Source organism: Mucilaginibacter sp. P2_D11 (genome assembly GCF_056404435.1).
On the sequence record NZ_JBFUEA010000005.1, the window covers coordinates 223,732 to 246,668 of the forward strand.

A 22,937-nucleotide genomic window follows, 5' to 3' on the forward strand; every position below is an offset into this window, starting at 1 on the left:
ATGAGTGAAATCAAAACCCCTGTCGTTTGGCTTCCCTCTGAGGTGTACACGGCAGATGGTAAGCTCATCGGCCGCTTTTACAAACAAGACCGTTCGCCGGTGGAGTATAAGGCCATTTCTCCCTACCTGATCAACGCACTGGTAGCTACCGAAGATACGCGCTTTTACAAACACGGCGGCGTAGATTTCATAGGCTTCGTAAGCGGCCTGGTATCTACCGCCAAGGGCGACAGGCGCGGCGCAAGCACCATTACCCAGCAGTTGGCCAAAAACCAGTTCAGCACCCGCAAGCGCGGTTCGCAGGGCCTGGTAAAGTACATACCTGTGCTGCGCACGGTGGTTTTTAAATGTAAAGAGTGGATTACCGCTTACAAAATAGAGCACCTGTACACCAAGCAGCAGATACTTACCATGTATTTGAATACGGTGCCTTTCGGCAATAACTCGTTTGGTATAAAAACGGCTACACTAAAGTACTTCAACAAAATGCCTAACCAGGTTAGCCCTACCGAGGCTGCTACCCTGATAGGCATGCTGAAGGCAACATCTACTTACAACCCACGTGTTTACCCGCAACGTGCCGTTGAACGCCGTAACGTTGTGCTTGGCCAGATGCTTAAATACAACTACCTGAGCAAGGCCGAATACGACAGCTATACACCGCTTCCCATCGGGCTAAATTTGAATCACGTCGATCAAACCGGCCAGGGCGATTCGTACATACGCCACGCTGTAGAAAAATGGTTGGATAAATGGTGCAAAGACAACAACTACGACCTTTATGAAGACGGACTGAAGATATACACTACCATAGATAGCCGCTTGCAACAATACGCCGAAGAAGCCGTGAATGATAAGATGAAGATGCTGCAGAAACGCTTCAATAACTTATGGGGCGATAAAAACCCCTGGCGCGACAGCAAAGGCGTAGAGATAAAGGATTTCCTGCTGAAAGCCGAGCAGAGGCTGCCTATTTACAAATTGCTTTCCAAAAAATATAATGGGGATACCACGCAGATAAACGCATATTTCGAAAAGAAGAAGCGCATGAGCGTGTTCACCTGGAAAGGCGACCAGGATACCACCTTCAGCAGCGTGGATTCTATCAAATATTATACAAAAATCCTGAACACCGGGATGATGACCATGGAGCCATCTACCGGCAAGATAAAAGTTTGGGTGGGCGGTATTGACCATAAATACTTCAATTATGACCACGTAAACCAGTCCAAACGCCAGGCTGGTTCTACCTTCAAGCCTTTTGCTTATGTTACCGCCTTAGATAACGGCTTCACCCCTTGCGATAAGTTTACGGATAAACGCGTAAGCATCAAATTCAAGGATAACGGCAAAGACGATGTTTGGGAACCCAACAATGCCGATTTCAACTTCTCGGGCCGCGAAATGTCGTTACGCTGGGCCATGGGCAAATCGGTAAATTCCATTACCGCGCAGGTTACCGAGCACGTAGGTTGGGATAAAATTGTTGATTATGCGCACAAGATAGGTATAGAAAGCCCGTTAAAATCGGTGCCATCGGTATCGTTGGGCTCAAATGATGTTTCTGTATTCGAAATGGTACGAGCATACAGTACGTTCCTTAATAAGGGCCAAAAGGTAGACCCCTTGCTGGTAACAAAAATAACCGACCAAAAAGGCGACATTATACAGGAGTTTACGCTTAAAACCGAGCAGGTGCTAAGCGAAGAAACAGCGTGGCTGATGCTCTATATGTTCCGCGGCGGTATGGAAGAACCGGGCGGCACCTCCCAGGCGCTTTGGGAATACCCCGGCCTATGGAAAAAAGACAACCAAATAGGCGGCAAAACCGGCACCAGCAGCGACTATGTCGACGGTTGGTACATGGGGATTACCAAAGATTTGGTAACCGGTATTTGGGTGGGCGCGGATGATCGCAGCGTGCATTTTACCACATCAGAAACCGGCGAAGGCTCGCATACGGCGCTCCCCATCTTCGGCGAGTTTATGGAAAAGGTGTACGCCGACCCGAAATCAGGCTATACCTACGGGCAATTCCCTAAGCCATGGGTAAAGATAACCAAGGAATATAACTGCCCTTCGCCAAGGATAATAGAATCTGATACCACGACAGTAGATAGCTTGATGGAGACGCCAATGGATACATCAGGTGTAATAACGCCTCCTGTTAAAGAAGAAAACCCCGAAAATAATCCGCCTACGCCTAAATAAATTGCCTATTTGAGCGTTTGGCTATAAGCGTGCTTTTAATTAAATTACGCCATATTCTTAACACAGCCTTATGAATAAACGTTACGCTTCCTACGTAAAACTTCCGCTTGTACTATTTTGCCTTTCGTTTGCGCTATTATTTAGCCAGCATGCAAACGCGCAGTACTTTGGGCAAAACAAAGTGCGCTATAAAAAACTCGACTTTAAGGTATATAAAACCCCGCACTTCGAGATATACTATTACATCAAAAACGATAGTATGATGAAGCGTTTTGCACAGGAAGCTGAGCTTTGGTACACGCTGCACCAGCAGGTTTTCCGCGATACCTTCAGCAAGCCCAACCCCATCATACTATATGCTAACCACCCCGATTTCCAGCAGACTACCGCCATCGATGGCGAGATAAGCGTAGGTACGGGCGGTATTACCGAGGGCCTCAAAAACCGCGTGGTGATGCCGGTAATGGAAACCAACCAAACAACACGCCACGTACTGGGGCACGAATTGGTGCATGCCTTTCAGTATCATATGCTGCTTGGGCGCGATTCGTCCAACTTCGAGAATATCGGCAATATACCGCTGTGGATGGTGGAGGGTATGGCCGAGTACCTCTCGCTGGGAAAAAAAGATGCTTACACCGCCATGTGGATGCGCGATGCTTACCTTAACCATGATATCCCAACGGTAGAAGAACTTACCACTGGCAACAAATACTTCCCATATCGTTATGGCGAGGCATTTTGGTCGTTCCTGGGTTCTACTTACGGCGATACCATCATTGTGCCTTTCTTTAAGAACACGGCCCGTTTTGGCCTGCAATACGGCATACGGCGCACCTTTGGCTACGATGATAAAACCCTCTCGCGCCTGTGGAAAAACTCTATCGAAACTACGTATAAGCCCTTTTTAAAAGATACCGTGCAAAAACCGGTAGGCTTAAAAGTTATCGACGATAAAAACGGCGGCGACATGACTGTGGCACCATCCGTTAGTCCCGATGGGCAATACATCGCTTTCCTGTCTTCAAAAAACCTTTTCAGCATAGACCTTTATCTTGCCGATGCCCACACGGGGCGAGTCGTTAAGCGGTTGACGAGCAAAACGGCCAATTCGCATGTGGATGAGTTCAACTTTATCGAATCGGCAGGCGCATGGTCGCCCGATAGCAAGAAATTCGCTTTTAGCGTATTTAGTAAGGGGCGAAACCGCATGCTGGTAGTTGCCGTGCCGGATGGTAAGGTATTGAACGATATTTCGATGGGCAAGGCCGAGCAGTTCAGCAACTTAACCTGGTCGCCGGATGGCAAGAACGTGGCTTTCCAGGCATTATCAGAAGGTCAGGGCGATATTTACATGTATAACTTCGATACCAAAAAAGTTACGCAACTTACCAACGATAAGTACTCAGATTATCAGCCCAGTTTCTCGCGAGATGGCAAGAAGATTGTCTTCTCCAGCGATCGCAGCACTTACGATCAGGTGGTATCGCAGGAGATTACCTTTAACCTGGCCGAATTGGATATCGCAACCGGCAAGGTTACGGATATCAAAATCTTCAACCAGGCCAATAACCTTAACCCGCTATACTCTGCCGACGGTACCCAGGTTTACTTCCTGAGCAACCGCGACGGTTTCCGTAACTTGTACCGCTACACGCTTGCCAGCGGTAAGGTTGAGCAAATGACAGATCTTTTCACCGGCATCTGCGGCATTACCGAATATTCACCGGCTTTGAGCATCTCCGCCAGCGACGATATCGTGTACTCTTATTACCGCGCGCAAAAATACACCGTGTACAATGCCAAGGCTTCGGAGTTTAAACCGTTGGTAGTTGATGGCGGCACTACCAATTTCGATGTGGCCATGCTGCCCCCTACCCGCGCCGTGGGCGTTGATTTGATAAACTCCAACTTAAATAACTACCTGGCCTACCCTAAATTATCTGCCGATTCTATCCACAGCATAGCATATAAGCCCAAATTCAAGCTGGATGCATTGGCCAGCAACGGCGTTGGCGCGCAGATAGGCACTTACGGTACCGGCTTATCCAGCGGTATAATGGGTGTTTTCAGCGATATATTGGGCCGTAACCAAATCTACGCCAGCGCATCGGTAAACGGCGAGGTTTATGATTTTGGCGCACAGGGTGTCTACATTAATCAGGAGGGCCGCTGGAACTGGGGGTTCGGCTTATCGCATATACCCTACCAGTTCGGCAATTATGGCCTCACCGCAACCACTATAGATTACCAGGGGCAACAGGTTAACGTTTTAGACCAGCACACCGATATTATTCGTATCTTTCAGGATGCGATACAAGGCTTTTTGCAGTACCCTATATCCAAACAACTGCGATACGAAATTGGCGCAAGTGCATCGCGCAGTAGTTTCAGGATAGATCGTTACAGCACCTACTACCCTATCGATACAGCGGGTAACGTGTACAACGCCATCGACTTTAAAAAGCACAAAATATCCCGCGAACAATACCTGGCAGAAACAGGTTATGATTATCGCCCTTTTAGCACCTACACGATAGGCACATCGCTTACGGGCGACGATTCTTACTTCGGTATAGCCGCACCGCTTGGTGGCTACCGCTTTAAGCTGGGGATTGATTACAACTTCGGCACGTACAAATATTATTCTCCAAATATCGATTTGCGCAAATACGTGCGGGTGCAGCCGGTTACTTTTGCTGCCAGGTTTTACGGCACGGGTCGCTTTGGCGACGATGCCAACGCGTTCTATCCGCTATCCGTTAGTTACCCATGGCTGGTACGCGGTTACGACCTTTACAGTGATAACACCACCGTTGGCGGCACTACAAGCCTCTGGAACAGTAACCAGTTGAATGGCAGCCGCATCGCTGTAGCGAATTTTGAGATACGCCTGCCCTTTACCGGCCCCGAGAAGTTGGCTTTGCTACCCTCAAAATTCCTTTTTTCGGATCTCAACTTTTTCTTCGACGCAGGTTTGGCCTGGAACAAAGGCGACAAGATAACCCTGTTCCAAACCGAACCTGATATCATTTCTACAACACCGGTTACCGACCCAAACACCAATCAAACCACTAACTACGTAACCGTAAGCCGCGTGCCGGCATTTAGCGCAGGCGTATCGTTACGGGTAAATGTGTTCGGTGCCTTTATATTAGAGCCTTATTACGCTTTCCCATTCAACCGCAAGGATGTGAAGAAACCTGTATTCGGCTTCAACTTTACACCGGGATGGTAATAGTTTAGATTTGAAATCTGAGATATAAAATGTGAGATTTGAATCACATTTTTCAAAGAAATAATAGAGAGCCAAAGCGTTTGCTGCTTCGGCTTTTTTTATGCAGTTTTTTGTAGATTACGCCTGTAAAAGCAAACACCTATTGGATAAATTCCCGATCGAAATTCAGTTTAAACATTCCTGGCGTACATATCAGCAGCGAGTGCTGGATAATTTAGATAACTATCTACTAGATGGCCATTTACATGTAATTGCCCCACCCGGTTCGGGTAAAACAATATTAGGCCTTCAGGCGGCTATCATGGTAAACCGGCCAACGCTTATCCTTGCTCCTACCATAGCTATACGCAACCAATGGATACAAAAAATTTGCAATTCATTCCTCCAAGCCGATACCTCCCCGGAGTGGATTTCGCGCGACATACGTAAGCCTGCTTTTTTAACCATAGTTACTTACCAGGGTTTGCACGCTGCCTGCAATAATATGAAGGCCGAAGTCGAAGATGATAGCGAAGAATTAAGCACTGAGGAGAATACCCGACCAGCACAAAATCAAAATTTAGAAAATATTGTCCTCTTGTTAAAAGCCCGGCAAGTAGGCACTATAGTGGTTGATGAGGCCCACCATTTAAAAAATGAATGGTGGCAAACTTTAATTAAAATAAAACAGCGCCTGAACCCCATTGTTATCGGGTTAACAGCAACGCCTCCTTACGATGTATCTGCCAATGAATGGCAACGATATATGGAATTGAATGGCCCTATAAAGGTAGAAATATCAGTGCCGGAGTTAGTAATAGAAGGCGACCTATGCCCTCACCAGGATTATGTTTACCTTTCTCAGCCAACCGATACCGAGATGGATAACATAGCCTCGTTTCGTAAAAACATCGAAAGTGCTTTCAATAACCTTAAAACCGATGTAACGCTAATCGAAGCTATAGAATCGCACCGGGCATGGGCAAATCCAACTGAAAACCTGGAATGGATTTACACCAATTTGTCCTTTTACTCTGCATCCTTGATATTCCTGAACGCCTGCGGAAAAATAATCCCGCAAAGTTTTGTCGAAATAACAGGCGATAAAAATCCCAGGGTACCTGCTTTTGATCATAAATGGGCCGAGATTCTATTGGATTTTTATTTGTATAAAGAAAAAGAAGATTTTAAATTATATAAAGACCATAAGTTAAAACTGGAGGCTAACCTTAGGCGGTGCGGAGCGTTGGAAAACCGCCAGATAACGTTTTCGAAAAATAAAAAAATCGTCAACTCTTTAACCTCAAGCCTAAGCAAATTAAATAGTATAGAACGCATTGTAACGTTCGAATATGATAAGTTGGGTTCGTATTTGCGGTTGGTTGTTTTAACCGATTTCATAAGGAATGAATTTTATGCAAACAGCTCCAATAATTCGTTCGACTTAAACAAAATCGGTATCATCCCTATTTTTGAGAAATTAAGGCGCAGCAAAAAGAAAAATCTGAAAATTGGGGTATTAACCGGTTCTGTAGTTATCATTCCGAAGGATGCATACGCGGCTTTTTTGGCAAAAACGCATGCTTTAGGCATCAGAAACATCGAATGCCGTTGTTTACCTGCCGATGATGACTACATCTTGATAGAGCGATGCGAGCAGATAAAAAATGATATCGTAAATATCATAACCCAACTATTCGAGCAAGGCGAAATCAATGTGCTGGTGGGGACAAAATCTCTACTTGGCGAAGGATGGGATGCGCCATCAATCAACAGCCTTATCCATGCAAGCGTTGTGGGCTCGTTCGTTTTATCTAATCAAATGCGCGGGAGAGCCATCAGGACCCCAAATGACAACGCCGATAAAACCGGCAATATTTGGCATTTATGCTGCCTGGACACAACTTCTCCGTCTGGAGGCGCTGATTTTGAGATGCTGGAAAAACGGTTTAAATGCTTTGTAGGTGTTTCTGATAATTCAACTATCGAAAACGGCATCGATCGGCTTCATTTGTCAACGGCGACGTCGTACGTTATAATGGATGAATCAAACAGGAAAACGATGCTTGCTGCTGCCGACCGTGAAGGCCTGAAACACAAATGGCAAAACGCGCTCGAAAAAGGAGCAAACCTGGTAGATGAAATTAAAATCCCATTTGTAGATAGCCGTGGCTATAAAGCAGTTACTACACTATACCTGAACAAAACGATAGCGCACTTATCTGCGGCTCTTGGTTTTGGTTTAATGGAGTATCTACTTGGAGTTGTACAATCATTGCCAAGAGCATTGAGGAGTATAAAAAGTTTAAACCAGCTATATCTCCTTTTGGCGTTTATTTGTTTTGCGGGCTTATTGATATTTGGCCGCAAGGCATATAAAACCTTTAAGTTATATGTAAAATACCGCGATATTGCCAAAGACCTGCAAAAAATTGGTGAAGCACTGCTGAATACGATGATTAGAGTTGGGATGATGAAAACGGACATACTTAATCTTAATGTTCATTCATCGCTGGATAACTTAGGCGGTGTCGACTGTCATCTGCAAGGCGGATCCACATACGAAAGCTCTGCATTTATCAACATGCTGCAGGAGATAATTGCGCCAATAGACAACCCGAAATATCTTATAGTAAGGAAAAGTTTGCTGGCACGTTTTATAAAGCAAAAAGACTTCCATACGGTACCCGAATACCTTGCGCGCAACAAAGATACAGCTAGTTACTTTGCGCAGCAATGGGAAAAAATGGTTGGCCCTTGCGAATTAATTTATACCCGTACAATTGCGGGGAGAAAGATGCTGGTTAAATCAAGGCTCCAATCCCTATCGTCGGAATTCATTGGGAAAAATCAACGGATAAGTATCTGGAAATAAACTACACGCAGAAATAACACTTTCTATCCTAATAAAAGCCAAAACAACGTAATAATCTTGTAAGGATGCCCCCGTTATTACGACCAATAGATGACAAACGCATTGGCACTATATTTCGTAGATTTATCTGTCAAAGCATATTTAAAATAGCTTACGACCATTACCAAAGAAAGAAAATCAGATGAAAAAATTAATTTTAGCAATACTCGTTATCAGCGTATTCGGCGCCATAGGCTGCCAAAACATCAACGGGCAAACCAAAAAACAAAGCGCAGCGCGCCCCAAAAGCAAAACTCTTGCGGAGTGGAAGAAAATACTGACGCCGAACCAGTACAATATTATGGTGGAGAGCGGCACCGAGCCTCCCTTTAAGAACGCATATTACGATAACCACGAAAAAGGGGTTTACGTAAGCGCCGCCACCGGCGACATATTATTCAGCTCGGCTGACAAATTTGATAGCGGCACCGGCTGGCCAAGTTTCGTAAAAGCGGTAGACGCGGGCAAAATAGAAATCGTGACCGATAACAGCTACGGCGTTACGCGCGACGAAGTCATAGAGCGCAGTACCGGCCTGCACCTGGGCCATGTGTTTGACGATGGCCCCGCCGATCGCGGAGGCAAACGCTTCTGCATGAACTCGGGCGCATTAAAATTCGTTAAAAAGTAACAGCCCTGCGCGCAGGCTGTATAGAGGGCCGTCCGCCAAAAGCGGATGGCCTTGTTTTTATGCCGCTTTCGTAATTAAGGCCTATAGTAAGGTCAACCCAATCCGGGTTTACCGGGCGTATCATCCGTTCCTTTTGCGGGCGGGTAAAAGTGCTTACCTGCTTAAAGCGTTCCATAGCCTGCTCTTCGGTATTTATCTCCTCAAAGTAAACCAAACGGTTAAGTTGCTGCGCGCTATCGAAAAAAAGCGTAGGCATTTCGCCATAAAATTTCAGCGTTTTCAGCAGGTCTGCGCACATGCCTACATGTAAATTCTTCCTGTTCCTGTCGGTGATGATATAAACGAACCTCTTCATTTGATAAAAAAATTTGCCGGTTAAATAATTATTACTAACTTTATGAGCATAAAATTACTAATAAATTTAGCAATTCCAAATTTTATGGCAAATATTTCACAAAATATTAAGTTCCTCCGCAAAAAAAAGGGGTTAACCCAGCAACAATTTGCCGACCAGGTAGGAATAAAACGCTCATTAGTAGGTGCTTACGAAGAAGAGCGCGCAGAACCCAAATACGAGCTACTAAAATCATTAGCATTATTTTTTGATATATCTATTGATGATTTTATCAACGAAACCATCGATGAGAAATGGGCGCCAAAGCCAAAAGGCAACCCGGCCAACCTGCGCATCCTCAGTATTTCGGTAGATAAAGAGGATAACGAAAATATTGAGCTGGTGCCTGTTAAGGCCAGCGCAGGTTATTTAAATGGCTATGCCGATACCGAATACGTAGCCGCGCTGCCAAAACTTTACCTGCCCATGTTTAAGCAGGGTACGTACAGAGGGTTCGAGATAAAAGGCGATTCGATGCTGCCGCTGCAATCGGGCACCATTATTATAGGTGAATACCAGGAGAACTGGGCTGATGTAAAAGCAGGCGAAACCTACGTTATCGTATCAAAAAGCGAGGGCGTAGTATATAAACGTGCCGGCAACAAATTCAAAGAAAACAAAAAACTGAAGCTGATATCTGATAACCCGGTTTACGAACCTTACGATATCGCTGGCGAAGATGTTTTAGAGATATGGAAAGCCAAAGCCTATATATCTACCCACCTGCCCATGCCAACCCCCGAGCCTACCATGGAAAGCCTTACCACCATGATGGCGCAGATGCAGCGCTCAATAGCAGGGCTTAAAGGCGGGAATTAGTTATGAAAGGTTAGAAAAGTTGGAGGGGTTGCCATGGCTGAAAGCTGTAGCAGCCCTTTTTTATGATGGCAGCTTCGCTCGAAAGACTTTAAAAAATTTTAACCTTTCCAATTTTTTTAACTTCTTCGACCCTTCTAACCTCTCTACCCCCTCCCCAACTTGTATCTTTTTAATTACCATCGCGTTTTTTCATCTCTGCTTCATAAATTATATCTTTATTCGCATCCTCTAAAAAGTTTAAAAGCACATGCGCCGTTGGTGGTTTATAGTAGTTTATTTATGGTTCCCCTTACTTTCGGTTGCACAAACTGGCGTAATAACGGGTAAAATAACCGGCGCAGGCAATAAAAACCCGGTTGCAAGGGCCAGCGTTTTCTTAAGCAATGCCAGCTATGGTACCGCATCGCTCGATGACGGGAGTTTTACGCTTCGTGGCATAAAGCCGGGGCAATATAATTTGGTAGTTACCGTGATTGGTTACGAAGAGTTTTCTAAACAAGTACTGGTCGGTAGCCAGCCTGTCAACCTTGCCATCGAACTTACGCCCAAGGTAATGATGATGCGCGCCGTTACTATTACCAGCAGTGCCGACTGGAAAAAGAATTACGAGATGTTTAAAAAGGATTTCATCGGCATCTCCGAAAATTCTAAACAATGCAAAGTAATAAATCCCCATATCCTCGATTTAAATTACGTGCGCAAAACCCAAACGCTTGAAGCTTCTTCCGATGAATTTTTGGTGGTTGAGAACTATGCCCTCGGTTACCGAACCAAATTTTTGCTCAACAGCTTCAGCAGCGATAATATTACGCATACTATCTCCTACTCGGGTAAGGCGCTGTTTGAAGAACTGCCCGGAAGCGATTCGCAGAAAAAGAAATGGAGAGCAAAGCGCGAGGAATCGTATTATGGTTCGGCGCAGCATTTTTATCGCTCACTTTACAAGAATAAACTGGCCGATGAAGGCTTCGTTATCTATAATTACACCCGCATCCTCAACCCCAACCGTTACCAGGAAGCTTACATCCAAAAGAAATTAAAACAGTTCAATGGTATCAACCGCGATTCGGCCCTGTACTGGTTCGATCAGCAGAACGTACCCAAATGGGCCAAAGAAAACCTCTTGAAACCACCGTTGACAGCCGTGGATGTAGTGCGTACGACCCCGCAGGAAGGCATTTTCGCCATTACCTTTCCGGCATACCTTTACGTGGTTTATACCAAAAAACACGAAGAAGAATTATTCAGGGATATTTATCGCCCGCTGGATATGGAAAATTTCGAAACCAGCGTAATTACGCCAACCAACCGCCATTACGCCATCTTTGATATGAACGGTATCGTAATAGCCGAAAGCCCGCTGTACGAAGGCACGTGGAGCAAGGCCAAACTATCTAACATGCTCCCCGTAGATTACGAGCCGGGCGACTAATTTGGGTTCATTAGTTCATTGGTTTATTAGGGTAAACCGAAGAGATTGGGATATGCAAACCTGATGGCTGCATATCCTAATCAAGCAAAATAATTACCATTTCTCCAAACCCAGCAGTTTCTTTCCCAACTCTGTCAACTCTGCAACAGGGTTTTGTTTTTCGCGTTCCATAGGGTCACCGGGGAAGGCGTAGCCTTGCATGGCTTCGCGGCTTTGCCAGTTGTTTATGCGCCAGTCTACCAGTTCCTGGTTATCTTCCTGTGCAGGCATCATGGCAATATATTGGGCAATACGCACCTTGTTGCCGCTGGTGTTAGCGCGTATGCCGTGTGGCTGCAGGCTGTTGAAAATGAGCAGGTCGCCGGCTTCCAGTCTTACTTTTACCAACTCGAAACCAGTGGTGTCGGGTTTATAGTGGTCGCGGTCTTCGGGTTGTGTCAGCTTCCAGGTATCGTAGGTACGATATAGTTCGGGGATGCATTGGAACCCGCCCATCGTTTCATCGGTTTGGTCGGCAAGTGCCAGTACGCCCTGCACGTTTTGAGGCTTGGTTTCGGGGTCGTAATCCCAGTGAATGAAGCCTTTGTACTCAAACCCCGGGCGCAGCGGGAAGTTGAGGTTAGCCCTGTCTATAGTAGCCCAAAGTTTTTCGGTTCCCCATATATCGGCAAATGCCTGGTGTACACGCGGTGTTTGGCGGTTATCCCACATCAGCTGATGGTTGTAAATTTCTACCATGCCGGTATTGTTCAGCTCTTTCATCTGCATTTGGGCGTTGGGCCTTTTATACCAGGTTTCAATATCATTGGCATCCTTTCCTTCATATTCCCACAGATATGCGGCCAGGTTTTCGGCTTGCTCGCGCGGCACGGCGTTTTTGATTACTACATAGCCGTTCTCCACCCAAAATTTCCAGTCGTCCTCGCTTAATACCTGCAAGGGCTTGCCGTTGCTGCGGTCGTTCAACCTCATCTGGCTCGATTTTGCGGTTGATGGGTTACCAGGAATTTCCTTATGTGCATTTTTGGGGCCGGGCTGCTTGGCCATGGTGGCCATAGTTTGTTGTTCTGCTATCATGGTTTTGTTTGGTTTGATAATCCAAAGGTAAGGTCAGCAATACGCAGGGACGTTCTGCATAATGATCAATATTTGCTCTGTATTGACATTATTATTAGATTTAGGCAATCAATTGAGCCAATATTGTATGAATGAGATACAATTAGAACGGATAGATTTTGAACCCGGAAAATCCTTCAAGCTGTTTTCTCCACGCTTGCGCAACACCTTTTTGTGGCATTATCATCCCGAATTTGAGCTGGTATATGTAGAGGCTGATGCCGGTATACGCCATGTAGGCTCGCACATCAGCAGCTACACCCAAAGCGACCTGGTATTCATCGGCAGCAACCTCCCCCATCTTAACTTTGATTACCGCCTGCGCAGCGATTACCACCAGATTGTTATCCAGCTTCGCGAAGGTTTTTTGGGCAACGCCATTGGCACATCGCCGGAGTTGGCCGTTATCAACCAATTATTTAAAAAAGCAGCTTGTGGCGTAGCATTCCATGGCGAAACAAAAGCCATCGTAACCGAAAAGCTGAAAGCACTAGCGGGCCTGATTCTTTTGAGCAATTGATAGAACTGATGAGGGTGTTCCACATCCTTTCCCAATCGAACGAGTTTACTATCCTGAACGCCGGCGACATCAGCCTGCAGTTTTTCCTGAAAGATAAGATACGCATGGGTGCTATTTATGAGTATATAGATGCCAATTACAACCGAAAACCCGATGTGAATGTGGTCGCCGGCAAGGTGAACCTTACTACTGCAGCCTTTTGCCGGTATTTTAAACGCCAAACCAATATCACCTTTACCGATTTTGTGAACCAGTACCGCATAGATATTGCCAAAAACCTGCTGATGCAAGATAAGAACATCACCGAAACCTGCTATGCCGTAGGCTTTGAGAGCCTGTCGTACTTCAACAAATTGTTTAATAAGCTGGTGGGCCAAAATCCATCGGAGTTTAAGAAGAATAGATTGATTTAGAAGACGACGAATATCTATTGCGGCGTGGTTACCCCGTTACGAAACCGTACACACGGCTGTATCGTTTATGAACGATGGCAAACTCTAAACCACAGCAATAATCTAACAATCAGCGCATTACAAGCATGGCATTTAGTTTGTAGCTGATAGATATAATTGGTGCAATATGAAAAATAACCGGCCCCTTATCAGGCGTACTTTTTTGCAGGAACGCTTCGATATCCTTATCAAGAAACAACGAAACGGCACCGCCAACTTCAACGATTTGACCGAGCTTGACGAGATTGTTAACCGCGACCCCGCTATCCGCGAAAGCATACTGGAAGAAATGCACGAGATGGAGCACCCTTCAGAGGGGCCAAAACAAGAAGAGGTTATGGCAACAGCGCCGATGCAACAGCCGTCGTTGCTAGAGCAATTAAAGAATTTCTTTCATCGTCTGTTTACAACAGATGCGCTCGGGGCAAAAGCCATCCTCGTACACTAAACGGCCTTTGCCAAAATCATTGGGCGCCAACCCACAGCACCTTAAGTCCTTTGTGTGTATTCAGCTTGCTCATAACCTGTTCTACCTGCGTTTTGCGCACCGAAAATTTGATGCTGCAATCCAGTTCGGCAATTTGCTCCAGCACCTGCAAGTGCTCTTCTTTGATGATGCGCATCACATCATTCATCAAAGCATATTCAAAGGTGATGGTATAAACATCATTCACCGTCTTTTCGATAATCTGTGCTTGCTCCAGGGCGGCATCTGTAGCCAGTTTGTAGGCGTTGATCAACCCCGGCACACCTAAAAGCGTGCCGCCGAAATAGCGCACCACTACCACTAACACATTTGTTATATTTTTAGAAAGCAAGGTATTGAGGATGGGCCTGCCTGCTGTGCCGGAGGGTTCGCCATCGTCATTCACGCGGAAAACCGACCTGTCTATGCCCAGCCTGATGGCCCAGCAGTGATGATTGGCCTTTGGGTGCTCAGCCTTTAGTTTGGCGATGATGGGTTTTATTTCAGCATCCGAATTAACCGGATAAGCGTAACCGAGGAATTTGCTGCCACGGTCGCGAAAGATGCCTTCGGATGGAGCGGCAATGGTTTTGTAAGTATCGTCGAAAAGCATTTAGTTTTGCGAGAGGGTGATTACGATAATGGCGGCGATGGCCAACCCGATGCCGATTTTATTGAGGATGCTCAGGCGTTCTTTAAACAACACCAGCCCCACTACCGCACCGGCAGTTATTACGCCGATATTCATGGCAGAAAACACCGACGACGGGCTTGCCGACAGTTGTTGGTGCGCTTTAATGTAAAATAAGATGTTGCCGAAGTTGGCCACCCCTATTATCCAACCGAACATTACATGCGGCCAGGAAATGCGGACTCCTTTGGTTAGCATCCGAAAAATAAGGCCGATGAACGCTATGATAAATGCCAGGATAAATATCAGGAAAAGCGAAGTAGTATAAGGCACCGCCTTGAACGTAGCAACCTGCTTAAACAAAATATCTATCGCGCCGAAGCCCAGGAAAACGATGAGCAGGTAAAACCAGGCATTGCTCATTACCCTGCGATTGGCCGTTTGCTTTTGCCAGGGTATGGAGCATAATATAGCAGCAAAACCAATAATTACGCCCACTATCTTCAGCGGGGTAAGTACCTCGTTGAATAACCAGAACGCGGCAACGAGCGGAATCAATAGCGATAAACGCTGCGCAACATCTGTCCGTACTATACCCGCCACCCGCACGGACGATGCCATCACCATGAATATAACGGGCAGCAAAATACCAAGCGCAGCATAAACAGGAATAGGCCCGGCTTTGAATACCTCCAAGTTTACCTGCGGCCGGAAGAAGAACCAGGTAAGCAGTATAGCCACCGGGTAGTTCCAGGTGATGGCCTGCGAAATATCAACACTGTAGCGCCTGGCCAGTTTTAACAAAACCGACACAATTACGCTACAACAAACGCTGAGAAAAACGTATAACATTAGCTTTTAGGCTGATTATAATAAACTTGTAGGCGGTCGGCCCCTACGGGGGATTGCCCGCCATTGGTGCCACTTATTTTTGGTGCCGGTATGCCATTGGTTAAAGCACCCGGTCCGGTGAAAATACGGGCTTCATCCCACAATCCGTCTTTTATGAACGAATTTAAGGTGTGCGCACCGCCCTCAATAATTACCGACTGGATATCCTGCAGGTACAATTGATACATCATATACTGCGGTACATAACGGTCGAAATCTTCCAGGGCGATGTATTTGATTTTCCCGTCAATATCGGTTTTTATTTCATTAAAAATCAGGGTTTCCACTGTCTGGTCAAAAATGTTTAAATCCGATGACAATTCCAGCCTTCTGTCCATGACCACGCGTTTCGGCGATTTGCCTTCGGCATAACGGGTACTTAATTGCGGGTTATCGGCCAATACCGTGTTCTTGCCTACCAAAATTGCGTCCTCTTCGGCACGCCATTGGTGTACCAACTTGCGCGCTTCGGGGCCGGTTATCCAGTGCTGCCTGCCATCGGCAGGTGCAAAAAAGTCGTCGACTGTTTGTGCCCATTTAAGGATAATATATGGTCGGTGCATTTGCACACGGGTAAAAAAGCGACGGTTAAGCCAACGGCATTCGTCTTCCAACACGCCCACGATTACCTCCACGCCTACGGCCAGCAGTTTTTCTATCCCTTTGCCATCCACCTGCGGGAAAGGGTCGCGGCAACCTACCACTACCCTTGGGATACGGTGCTTGATGATCAAATCAGCACAGGGAGGCGTTTTGCCATAATGCGCGCAGGGTTCCAGCGATACGTAGATGGTTGAATCAGCAAGCAATTCAGCATGATTACTGTAATTGCTTATTACCATGTTAACAGCATTCACCTCGGCGTGGGCCTCCCCGTAAAGGTGGTGATAACCCTCGCCTATTATCCTACCCTCGTGCACGATTACTGCACCCACCATGGGATTAGGGCTAACATGGCCAGCGCCCAAAACGGCAAGCTCCAGGCAGCGATGCATATATATTTGGTGTTGCGGCATGGTACAAAAGTAGCTTTTATGTTACTTTGTTGTATGAAAACTATCGGGGATGTATTCTTCAATTTCCACCAGGCATTGGATGAGCTTTACGGCGTGCAGGAAACGGAGGCTATAACCCTGATGGTACTGAGCGAGATAAGCGATTTATCGCGGGCCAAAATAAAAGCATTTCCTGAGGATGACGTGCCGCCAGAGGCCCTGGAAAAGCTGGGTAGCATCCTTGCGGAACTAAAAACCGGCAAGCCGGTGCAGTATATTTTAGGCAGCACAGAGTTTTACGGACTGACTTTTTTGGTGAACCCCGCGGTGCTGATACCCCGACCGGAGACAGAGGAATTGGTGGAATGGGCGCTGCAAACAGTGGGCAGTTTGCAGCTGGCAGTGGGCAGTAACGGAAATCCCTTACGCATATTGGATATTGGCACCGGTAGCGGATGCATCGCCATCAGCCTTAAAAAGAATTTACCGGATGCCGAGGTGACAGCGGTGGATATTTCTGCCGAAGCTTTGCAAACGGCCTGGCAAAACGCAGTAATTAATGAGGTTGAAGTGAATTTTATTCAGGATAATATCCTGAATTCCGAAATCGAACATCCGAATTTCGAAATCATCATCAGTAACCCCCCTTACGTTACCTTGCACGATAAAACGCTGATGCATGCCAATGTAACAGATTTCGAGCCGCACACGGCGTTATTTGTGCCGGAGGGTAGGCCCCTGCTGTTTTATGATGCCATTGCCGGTTTCGCCACGCAAAATCTTGTACCGGGCGGATTGCTTTTCTTTGAGATAAACGAAGCCTTTGGACAGGAAACTATTGAGCTATTGAAGCAAAAGGGCTTTACAAATATCGAACTTCGCCAAGATATGAGCGGACGAGACAGGATGATAAAAGCGGTGTTGTAAACGTAGAGACGCAATATTTTACGTCTCCCGCTGCAAATCGGTCATGCACATTCGCCATGCAATTCAGAGACGCAAAATATTGCGTCTCTACGGGTTACCATTTAAATTTCTTCTCAATAAATTTTATCAGGTTAGCAGCCATTGCTTTTTGCTCGGCTTCGTTAGGATGGCCACCCGTGCCTTTGTATGGGAAGAAGTTGGTGTAAATGCCTTTATCGTGCATTCGGTTAACCGCTTCTTTGATATACCCGGGCCAGGGCGAACCGTCCTTGGTGGCGTCCATGGCGCCTAAAGCACATACTATTTTCGCAGTAGGGTATTTGAGCCTGATTTTGCCTATAAAGTTTTGATAGGTATTGATGATAAACTCTGGTGTTGGTGGCGCATTGCCAAACCGGGCGATAAACTGCTGGTTATCAGGATGCGTAACTATCCACGAATCGTTTTGGAATAGGTTTACCACAACCACCTCGGGCGTATATTTAGTAAAATCCCAAATTTTGGTAGAATCAAGCGCGTAAACCCTGTCATAAACTTCCGGCATTACGTAAGGGAACCAACTTACGGTAACCCCAATGCCACTTTTGGCGATACAATAATAATCTGCATTAAAATGACGGGCGGTAAGGTTAGCATAGCTTTTATAGCCATTTTCAAATTCATAACTTCCTCTGTCCTTACCTTCCAAATCTTCTATCGCGTAGCCGCAGGTGATAGAGTTGCCATAGAATTCAATCCTGTGTTTGTAAACCGGTGGCGGCAAAACCTTAGCATCGCCGGCTAATGTGAATTTGTAAAACAACAGCCGGCCCATTTCATATTCGGTGCGCTTAAAAAGTTCCAGTTTATGCGGCCCGGGCGGCAGACCGCTCACAAGCTTGTATTCTGTTATACGATTCTTTAGCCGAATGGTATTAACCACTTTATCATCAACTACAACGGTTACAAAATCGTACCCGGTATCATCGCCCAGTGTTGCTTCTGCCGCAGTACCATTGAAATTGATGATGACGGATGAAGCTGTCCAGGTTAACTCGGCGGCATCGCTTTTCATGCTGATTCGCCCCATATAATGAATATTCGGATCGTTATAGGCAATTACAGTTTGCGCCGAGCAGCTAACCGAAAAACAGGTGCTTACTAAAATAAAAAAAACTAAAGCTCTTAAACTTCTCATAAAAATCATTAATTCTTGTCAATCCGAGTGAAGGAATTAATCCTGTCAATCCTTTAATCCCTAAATCGTATTGTATCTATTATTTGAAATAAACATAAGTTATCCCCTGCCCACCCCTGTCAGCGTGTTCATCTTCCATCCTATCCACCTGCTCGTATTTTTTTAAATACTGCCTTATCATCTTCCGCAGGATGCCGTCGCCCTTACCGTGCAATATTTTTAACGTGCCGAAACCCATCATCAACGCCCTGTCGAACAGTTTCTCTATCGCGAACAGTGCATCTTCGGTGCGCATGCCGCGTACGTCTATCTCCGGGCTAAAATTTGCGATATCGCTGGTATGGCCGATATTGCTGCGCCTTATTTCCTTCGGCACGGTTGCTTTTGCTACTTTTTCTACCCGCTTGCGTTTCACCACGGTGCGCAGTTCGCCCATTGCAATTACCACGTTATCCTTTATTAGTTCCATTACCTGGCCCGTGGTGTCGCCGTCGGTCAATTTCACCCAGTCGCCTACCTTAATTTCCTCATCAGTTGCGGCGGCCGCTTTGGGTGCTTCTGCCTTTACCGTATTCTTTTTTACTTCGGCAGTAAGGGTATCGCGCAGGGTTTTTGTTACTTCTTTATCGGCGTTGCTGCTTTTTATTTCAGCAATAGTATTTTCTACCAGTTTATTGGCATTCAGGATGATGTTTTTCGCTTCCTGCTTGGCCTCTTTCATCAACGCTTTACGGTTTTCGTCTAAAAAGCTCTTCAGCTCTTCGTTCTCTTTCAGCAAAAGGTTTACGTGGCGCTGTTGCCTGTCGAGCTGTTGCCTGGTATCGAATATCTCTTTCTTTTCGCGTTCCAGGTCAACCAGTAAGCTATCTACCTTTTTTTGGCCGGCGCTTATCTTATTGCGGGCCAGGTTCAGTACGTTTTGCGGCAGGCCTATTTTTTGGGCAATCTCAAAGGCGTAGGAACTGCCGGGCTTGCCCACTTCCAGCATGTACAGCGGCTGCATCTTGGCGTTATCGAACAGCATTGACGCATTCTCTATCCCCTCGGTGTGGCTCGCAAAAATCTTTAGGTTTGAATAGTGCGTGGTTACCATGCCGCGTACTTTTTTATGGTTCAGGGCTTCCAGCACGGCTTCGGCAATAGGCCCGCCGAACTGAGGATCGGTACCGGTACCAAACTCATCTATCAGTATCAGTGTTTTACCATTGGCGCCTTCCACAAAATATTTCATTTTTGATAGGTGCGCACTGTAGGTACTTAAATCGCTTTCGATGGATTGATCGTCGCCTATATCCACAAAAAGCTGTTTGAACACGCCGGCAACGCTATCGGCACTGGCAGGTATCAATAAGCCTGCCTGTATCATCATTTGCAGCAAGCCAACGGTTTTCATACAAACAGATTTACCGCCCGCGTTTGGCCCCGAAACCACGATGACACGCGTACCCTCGTCTATCGACACGTTTAACGGCACAACGGTTTTGTTCTCCTTTTTAAAGTTGAGGTACAGCAAAGGATGGCGCGCGTTGTAAAAGGTAAACCTGCCCTCGTTTACCACTTTGGGCATTTCGGCTTCTATATCTATGGCAAAAAGGGCCTTGGCCCGCACGAAATCCAATTTGGTGAGCAGCCCGTGGTACGATAACAGCAGCGGCACATATGGCCGCAGTTCGTTGGTTAAGCCGGTAAGTATCTTGATAATCTCGCGGCGGCGGTCGAATTCCAGATCGCGGATACGGTTATTGAGCGAGAAAACCTCCTCCGGCTCCATGTAAACCGTTTGCCCCGAGGCCGATTCATCGTGGATGAAACCCTTCAGCTTGCGTTTGTTCTCGGCCAGTAAGGGGATGCAAAGGCGGCCATCACGCACTGTGAGCGAGCCATCGGCCGTCCAGTTGCTGGCACTTGCAGCTTTGAATATCTGGTCTATCTTCTTACGCGCTTCCTGCTCGGCTTTGGCAATGCCGCCGGTAATTTCCATCAACTCGCGCGAAGCATTATGGCGGATTTTTCCCTTCGGATCTATCACTTGGTCTATCTTTCTCAGGATTGCTTTCTCAATCGGCAGGTGCTCAAAAAGGGCTTCCAGATTGGGGTACACTTCTTTGCGCTCGTTGAAATAGGCAATCACGGCAAACACGGTAGTAAGCGATGCCTGCACCTGGAAGAACTCCTCTTCCGACAGGAAAGCGCCTTCTATCTTCGCCTTATTGGCCAGCGATTTTATATCGTAAAAATGGTTGATGGGCAGCGCATCGTCGTTCTGAAGGATATTCTTGAATTCATGCGCCTGGTTCAGGAATTTCGATATCAGGTCGTAATTGCTCATTACCTGTATCTTATCCACCATTTGCTGGCCCATTACGCTAAGGCAATGCGCCTTTATCAGTTCCTTTATCTCGGTAAAGCCGAGTTTATCGGCACTATTTAACGGGTATACCATTTTTGTTTCTCGGCGCGGTATTCGGCCGGCCTTTTTTATTTAACGAATCTATTTTTGCCTGTATATTGGCGCTTACGCGCTCGTACATCTCCAGCATTTTTACGGGCTGGGTAGTGTAATACTTCAGGCTCGCCTTAAATTGCTTATCGGTAGTGTGGTGCCTTTTAAACAATGCTTTGTAACGCGCCGAGCCATATTTATACAGGCTATCGGGCGTTTGGCTTACGCTGTACAGGCTGCCATCGGTAAGGTGTACATCGGTAAGCAGGCTAATCATTGGCTCCTCCGCAATAGTCCCTTCGGGGGCATTATCCCCGGTGCAGGCGGCAAAAAGCACCAATACTGAAAAAAACAAGATGATATATTTATGCATTCTGTAATTTAGCGGCGTTATAAAAAACAAATTTACGGATAAATGAGCATTGCAGATAATATCAAAAGCCTAAAAAAGGAAACCGGGGGTACAAAGGTTACTTTGCTGGCTGTTTCTAAAACTAAACCCGCGGCAGAACTTATGGAGGCCTATGATGCAGGACAACGCTTATTTGGCGAAAATATGGTGCAGGAGTTGGTAGAAAAACAAGAAAGCCTGCCAAAAGACATAGAATGGCACCTGATAGGCCACCTGCAAACCAATAAGGTAAAGTACATAGCGCCATTCATCAGCATGATACAATCTGTAGACAGCATGAAGCTGCTGCAGGAAATAAACAAGCATGCCGAAAAAAATAAGCGCACTATCGATTGCCTTTTGCAGATATACATTGCCGATGAGGACACCAAATACGGCCTGGGTTTTGATGAAGCCATTGAGCTTTTGCGCAGCGAGGAATATGCCGCACTGAAAAACATTCGCATACGCGGGCTGATGGGCATTGCCACCAATACCGATAACGAAAAGCAGATAAAAGATGAATACTACGAACTGAAGACCTTCTTCGACGGCGTAAAGGCTAGTTTCTTCCGAAAGGAGGCCTCTTTCGATACCCTATCTATGGGTATGTCTGCAGATTACAAGCTGGCTATTGAGCAGGGCAGCAATATGGTGAGGTTGGGGAGTACAATTTTTGGGACAAGAGTGGTGAAGCACTGGAAGAATGACACGATTTAGGGATTGAAGGATTAAACAGGATTCTTGTCTGACTCGAATTAAACGAATTTTAGAATTTACAGAATTAGCTTCGTACAATGACTCAATGACGCGAAGCAAAATGACTCAATGACAAATGACGAATAACCCTATATTAAGAGTAGCCGTTAAGGCCGATTGCGCACGTATATTAGAACTAATCATCGAGCTGGCGATATTCGAAAAAGAACCGGATGCCGTGACCGCAACTCTGGCCGAGCTGGAAGAGGCAGGCTTTGGGCCAAACCCGGTTTGGAAGGCCTTTGTGGTAGAAGATGAGGGCATCATCGTGGGTTTTGCACTATATTATATCCGTTACTCTACCTGGAAAGGGCAGCGCCTTTACCTGGAAGATTTGGTAATTACCGAAAGCCACCGTGGAAAGGGCTTGGGCAAGTTACTGTTCGATAGGTTGATACAGGAAACCCGCGAATTGGGTTTCAGCGGCATGGTTTGGCAGGTGCTAGATTGGAACGAGCCCGCCATCCAATTCTATAAAAAATACGAGGCAAGCATAGAAGCCGGTTGGCTGAATGCCGCTTTGACAAAAGAACAGGTCAATAAAATTTAAG

20 protein-coding genes are annotated in these 22,937 nt (G+C 46.2%); 12 read left to right on the forward strand and 8 right to left on the reverse strand.

Annotated features, from left to right (window positions below):
• From AC1DXC_RS09585 to msrB, 4 genes are all read left to right on the forward strand, one after another.
• The gene (locus tag AC1DXC_RS09585; protein WP_477458928.1) at positions 1 to 2,211 is read left to right on the forward strand and encodes a transglycosylase domain-containing protein; all 2,211 of its coding nucleotides are present in this window, start codon (positions 1 to 3) and stop codon (positions 2,209 to 2,211) included.
• Between the two features lie 70 nt (positions 2,212 to 2,281).
• Positions 2,282 to 5,449: a DPP IV N-terminal domain-containing protein gene (locus AC1DXC_RS09590; protein WP_477458929.1), complete on the forward strand. Its 3,168-nt coding sequence runs from the start codon at positions 2,282 to 2,284 to the stop codon at positions 5,447 to 5,449.
• 142 nt (positions 5,450 to 5,591) lie between these two features.
• Positions 5,592 to 8,303 carry a DEAD/DEAH box helicase family protein gene (locus AC1DXC_RS09595; protein ID WP_477458930.1) on the forward strand — a complete coding sequence of 904 codons (2,712 nt, stop codon included), beginning with the start codon at positions 5,592 to 5,594 and terminating at the stop codon, positions 8,301 to 8,303.
• Positions 8,304 to 8,484: 181 nt separating this feature from the next.
• Positions 8,485 to 8,973, forward strand: a complete 489-nt coding sequence (msrB, locus tag AC1DXC_RS09600; RefSeq protein ID WP_477458931.1) for a peptide-methionine (R)-S-oxide reductase MsrB — start codon at positions 8,485 to 8,487, stop codon at positions 8,971 to 8,973.
• On the opposite strand, the gene AC1DXC_RS09605 is transcribed toward msrB, so the two are convergent.
• Positions 8,963 to 9,328: a GIY-YIG nuclease family protein gene (locus AC1DXC_RS09605; protein ID WP_477458932.1), complete on the reverse strand. Its 366-nt coding sequence runs from the start codon at positions 9,326 to 9,328 to the stop codon at positions 8,963 to 8,965. The two genes, msrB and AC1DXC_RS09605, sit on opposite strands and share 11 nt — an antisense overlap.
• 84 nt (positions 9,329 to 9,412) lie before the next feature.
• On the opposite strand from AC1DXC_RS09605, the gene AC1DXC_RS09610 reads away from it, so the two are divergent.
• On the forward strand, positions 9,413 to 10,186 hold the full coding sequence (locus tag AC1DXC_RS09610) for an XRE family transcriptional regulator (protein WP_477458933.1): 774 nt from the start codon (positions 9,413 to 9,415) through the stop codon (positions 10,184 to 10,186).
• A 247-nt stretch (positions 10,187 to 10,433) separates the two neighbouring features.
• Positions 10,434 to 11,618 carry a carboxypeptidase-like regulatory domain-containing protein gene (locus AC1DXC_RS09615; RefSeq protein ID WP_477458934.1) on the forward strand — a complete coding sequence of 395 codons (1,185 nt, stop codon included), beginning with the start codon at positions 10,434 to 10,436 and terminating at the stop codon, positions 11,616 to 11,618.
• Positions 11,619 to 11,711: 93 nt separating this feature from the next.
• Here the strand turns inward: AC1DXC_RS09615 and AC1DXC_RS09620 are convergent, their stop codons facing one another.
• Positions 11,712 to 12,695, reverse strand: a complete 984-nt coding sequence (locus tag AC1DXC_RS09620) for a phytanoyl-CoA dioxygenase family protein (protein ID WP_477458935.1) — start codon at positions 12,693 to 12,695, stop codon at positions 11,712 to 11,714.
• Between the two features lie 127 nt (positions 12,696 to 12,822).
• Between AC1DXC_RS09620 and AC1DXC_RS09625 the strand changes: the two genes are divergently transcribed.
• The 3 genes from AC1DXC_RS09625 (at position 12,823) to AC1DXC_RS09635 (ending at position 14,154) form a co-directional block, all read left to right on the forward strand.
• The gene (locus tag AC1DXC_RS09625) at positions 12,823 to 13,254 is read left to right on the forward strand and encodes a cupin domain-containing protein (protein WP_477458936.1); all 432 of its coding nucleotides are present in this window, start codon (positions 12,823 to 12,825) and stop codon (positions 13,252 to 13,254) included.
• A complete protein-coding gene (locus AC1DXC_RS09630) occupies positions 13,251 to 13,667 on the forward strand; it encodes a helix-turn-helix domain-containing protein (protein WP_477458937.1) in 417 nt (138 codons plus the stop codon). Before AC1DXC_RS09625 ends, AC1DXC_RS09630 begins: the two co-directional genes overlap by 4 nt.
• A gap of 166 nt (positions 13,668 to 13,833) precedes the next feature.
• Positions 13,834 to 14,154 (forward strand): hypothetical protein, encoded by a 321-nt coding sequence (locus AC1DXC_RS09635; RefSeq protein ID WP_477458938.1) that lies wholly within the window; start codon positions 13,834 to 13,836, stop codon positions 14,152 to 14,154.
• 16 nt (positions 14,155 to 14,170) lie between these two features.
• Here AC1DXC_RS09635 and AC1DXC_RS09640 read toward each other — a convergent pair whose 3' ends face one another.
• Genes AC1DXC_RS09640 through ribD form a run of 3 tightly spaced genes read right to left on the reverse strand, consistent with a single transcriptional unit; the run spans position 14,171 to position 16,710 of the window.
• Positions 14,171 to 14,785 carry an IMPACT family protein gene (locus tag AC1DXC_RS09640; RefSeq protein ID WP_477458939.1) on the reverse strand — a complete coding sequence of 205 codons (615 nt, stop codon included), beginning with the start codon at positions 14,783 to 14,785 and terminating at the stop codon, positions 14,171 to 14,173.
• Positions 14,786 to 15,655 (reverse strand): EamA/RhaT family transporter, encoded by an 870-nt coding sequence (locus AC1DXC_RS09645; protein ID WP_477458940.1) that lies wholly within the window; start codon positions 15,653 to 15,655, stop codon positions 14,786 to 14,788.
• Positions 15,655 to 16,710 (reverse strand): bifunctional diaminohydroxyphosphoribosylaminopyrimidine deaminase/5-amino-6-(5-phosphoribosylamino)uracil reductase RibD, encoded by a 1,056-nt coding sequence (gene ribD / locus AC1DXC_RS09650; protein WP_477458941.1) that lies wholly within the window; start codon positions 16,708 to 16,710, stop codon positions 15,655 to 15,657. The genes AC1DXC_RS09645 and ribD overlap by 1 nt, the downstream gene beginning before the upstream one ends.
• A 33-nt stretch (positions 16,711 to 16,743) precedes the next feature.
• On the opposite strand from ribD, the gene prmC reads away from it, so the two are divergent.
• Positions 16,744 to 17,616, forward strand: coding sequence for a peptide chain release factor N(5)-glutamine methyltransferase (prmC, locus tag AC1DXC_RS09655; RefSeq protein WP_477458942.1), 873 nt, complete (start codon positions 16,744 to 16,746; stop codon positions 17,614 to 17,616).
• Positions 17,617 to 17,710: 94 nt separating this feature from the next.
• Here prmC and AC1DXC_RS09660 read toward each other — a convergent pair whose 3' ends face one another.
• The 3 genes from AC1DXC_RS09660 to AC1DXC_RS09670 form a co-directional block, all read right to left on the reverse strand.
• Positions 17,711 to 18,793 (reverse strand): SGNH/GDSL hydrolase family protein, encoded by a 1,083-nt coding sequence (locus AC1DXC_RS09660; protein ID WP_477458943.1) that lies wholly within the window; start codon positions 18,791 to 18,793, stop codon positions 17,711 to 17,713.
• Positions 18,794 to 18,872: 79 nt separating this feature from the next.
• Complete coding sequence (locus tag AC1DXC_RS09665; protein ID WP_477458944.1) at positions 18,873 to 21,236, reverse strand: endonuclease MutS2; 2,364 nt, start codon at positions 21,234 to 21,236, stop codon at positions 18,873 to 18,875.
• Positions 21,217 to 21,609: a DUF4296 domain-containing protein gene (locus AC1DXC_RS09670; RefSeq protein ID WP_477458945.1), complete on the reverse strand. Its 393-nt coding sequence runs from the start codon at positions 21,607 to 21,609 to the stop codon at positions 21,217 to 21,219. The genes AC1DXC_RS09665 and AC1DXC_RS09670 overlap by 20 nt, the downstream gene beginning before the upstream one ends.
• A gap of 42 nt (positions 21,610 to 21,651) precedes the next feature.
• Here AC1DXC_RS09670 and AC1DXC_RS09675 point away from each other — a divergent pair, with 42 nt between their 5' ends.
• Together AC1DXC_RS09675 and AC1DXC_RS09680 are read left to right on the forward strand one after the other, a co-directional pair.
• Entirely contained in the window at positions 21,652 to 22,347 is a 696-nt protein-coding gene (locus tag AC1DXC_RS09675) for a YggS family pyridoxal phosphate-dependent enzyme (protein ID WP_477458946.1), read from the forward strand.
• A 115-nt stretch (positions 22,348 to 22,462) separates the two neighbouring features.
• Positions 22,463 to 22,936 carry an N-acetyltransferase family protein gene (locus AC1DXC_RS09680; RefSeq protein WP_477458947.1) on the forward strand — a complete coding sequence of 158 codons (474 nt, stop codon included), beginning with the start codon at positions 22,463 to 22,465 and terminating at the stop codon, positions 22,934 to 22,936.
• Position 22,937: the final 1 nt, after the last annotated feature.

What these genes read in the sequence shown, in the direction of transcription:
- AC1DXC_RS09585 (WP_477458928.1), top strand. Translation starts at nt 1, where the DNA reads ATGAGTGAAATCAAAACCCCTGTCGTTTGGCTTCCCTCTGAGGTGTAC.
- AC1DXC_RS09590 (WP_477458929.1), top strand. Translation starts at nt 2,282, where the DNA reads ATGAATAAACGTTACGCTTCCTACGTAAAACTTCCGCTTGTACTATTT.
- msrB (WP_477458931.1), top strand. Translation starts at nt 8,485, where the DNA reads ATGAAAAAATTAATTTTAGCAATACTCGTTATCAGCGTATTCGGCGCC.
- AC1DXC_RS09605 (WP_477458932.1), bottom strand. Translation starts at nt 9,328, where the DNA reads ATGAAGAGGTTCGTTTATATCATCACCGACAGGAACAGGAAGAATTTA.
- AC1DXC_RS09610 (WP_477458933.1), top strand. Translation starts at nt 9,413, where the DNA reads ATGGCAAATATTTCACAAAATATTAAGTTCCTCCGCAAAAAAAAGGGG.
- AC1DXC_RS09615 (WP_477458934.1), top strand. Translation starts at nt 10,434, where the DNA reads ATGCGCCGTTGGTGGTTTATAGTAGTTTATTTATGGTTCCCCTTACTT.
- AC1DXC_RS09620 (WP_477458935.1), bottom strand. Translation starts at nt 12,695, where the DNA reads ATGATAGCAGAACAACAAACTATGGCCACCATGGCCAAGCAGCCCGGC.
- AC1DXC_RS09625 (WP_477458936.1), top strand. Translation starts at nt 12,823, where the DNA reads ATGAATGAGATACAATTAGAACGGATAGATTTTGAACCCGGAAAATCC.
- AC1DXC_RS09635 (WP_477458938.1), top strand. Translation starts at nt 13,834, where the DNA reads ATGAAAAATAACCGGCCCCTTATCAGGCGTACTTTTTTGCAGGAACGC.
- AC1DXC_RS09640 (WP_477458939.1), bottom strand. Translation starts at nt 14,785, where the DNA reads ATGCTTTTCGACGATACTTACAAAACCATTGCCGCTCCATCCGAAGGC.
- AC1DXC_RS09645 (WP_477458940.1), bottom strand. Translation starts at nt 15,655, where the DNA reads ATGTTATACGTTTTTCTCAGCGTTTGTTGTAGCGTAATTGTGTCGGTT.
- ribD (WP_477458941.1), bottom strand. Translation starts at nt 16,710, where the DNA reads ATGCCGCAACACCAAATATATATGCATCGCTGCCTGGAGCTTGCCGTT.
- prmC (WP_477458942.1), top strand. Translation starts at nt 16,744, where the DNA reads ATGAAAACTATCGGGGATGTATTCTTCAATTTCCACCAGGCATTGGAT.
- AC1DXC_RS09660 (WP_477458943.1), bottom strand. Translation starts at nt 18,793, where the DNA reads ATGAGAAGTTTAAGAGCTTTAGTTTTTTTTATTTTAGTAAGCACCTGT.
- AC1DXC_RS09665 (WP_477458944.1), bottom strand. Translation starts at nt 21,236, where the DNA reads ATGGTATACCCGTTAAATAGTGCCGATAAACTCGGCTTTACCGAGATA.
- AC1DXC_RS09670 (WP_477458945.1), bottom strand. Translation starts at nt 21,609, where the DNA reads ATGCATAAATATATCATCTTGTTTTTTTCAGTATTGGTGCTTTTTGCC.
- AC1DXC_RS09675 (WP_477458946.1), top strand. Translation starts at nt 21,652, where the DNA reads ATGAGCATTGCAGATAATATCAAAAGCCTAAAAAAGGAAACCGGGGGT.
- AC1DXC_RS09680 (WP_477458947.1), top strand. Translation starts at nt 22,463, where the DNA reads ATGACGAATAACCCTATATTAAGAGTAGCCGTTAAGGCCGATTGCGCA.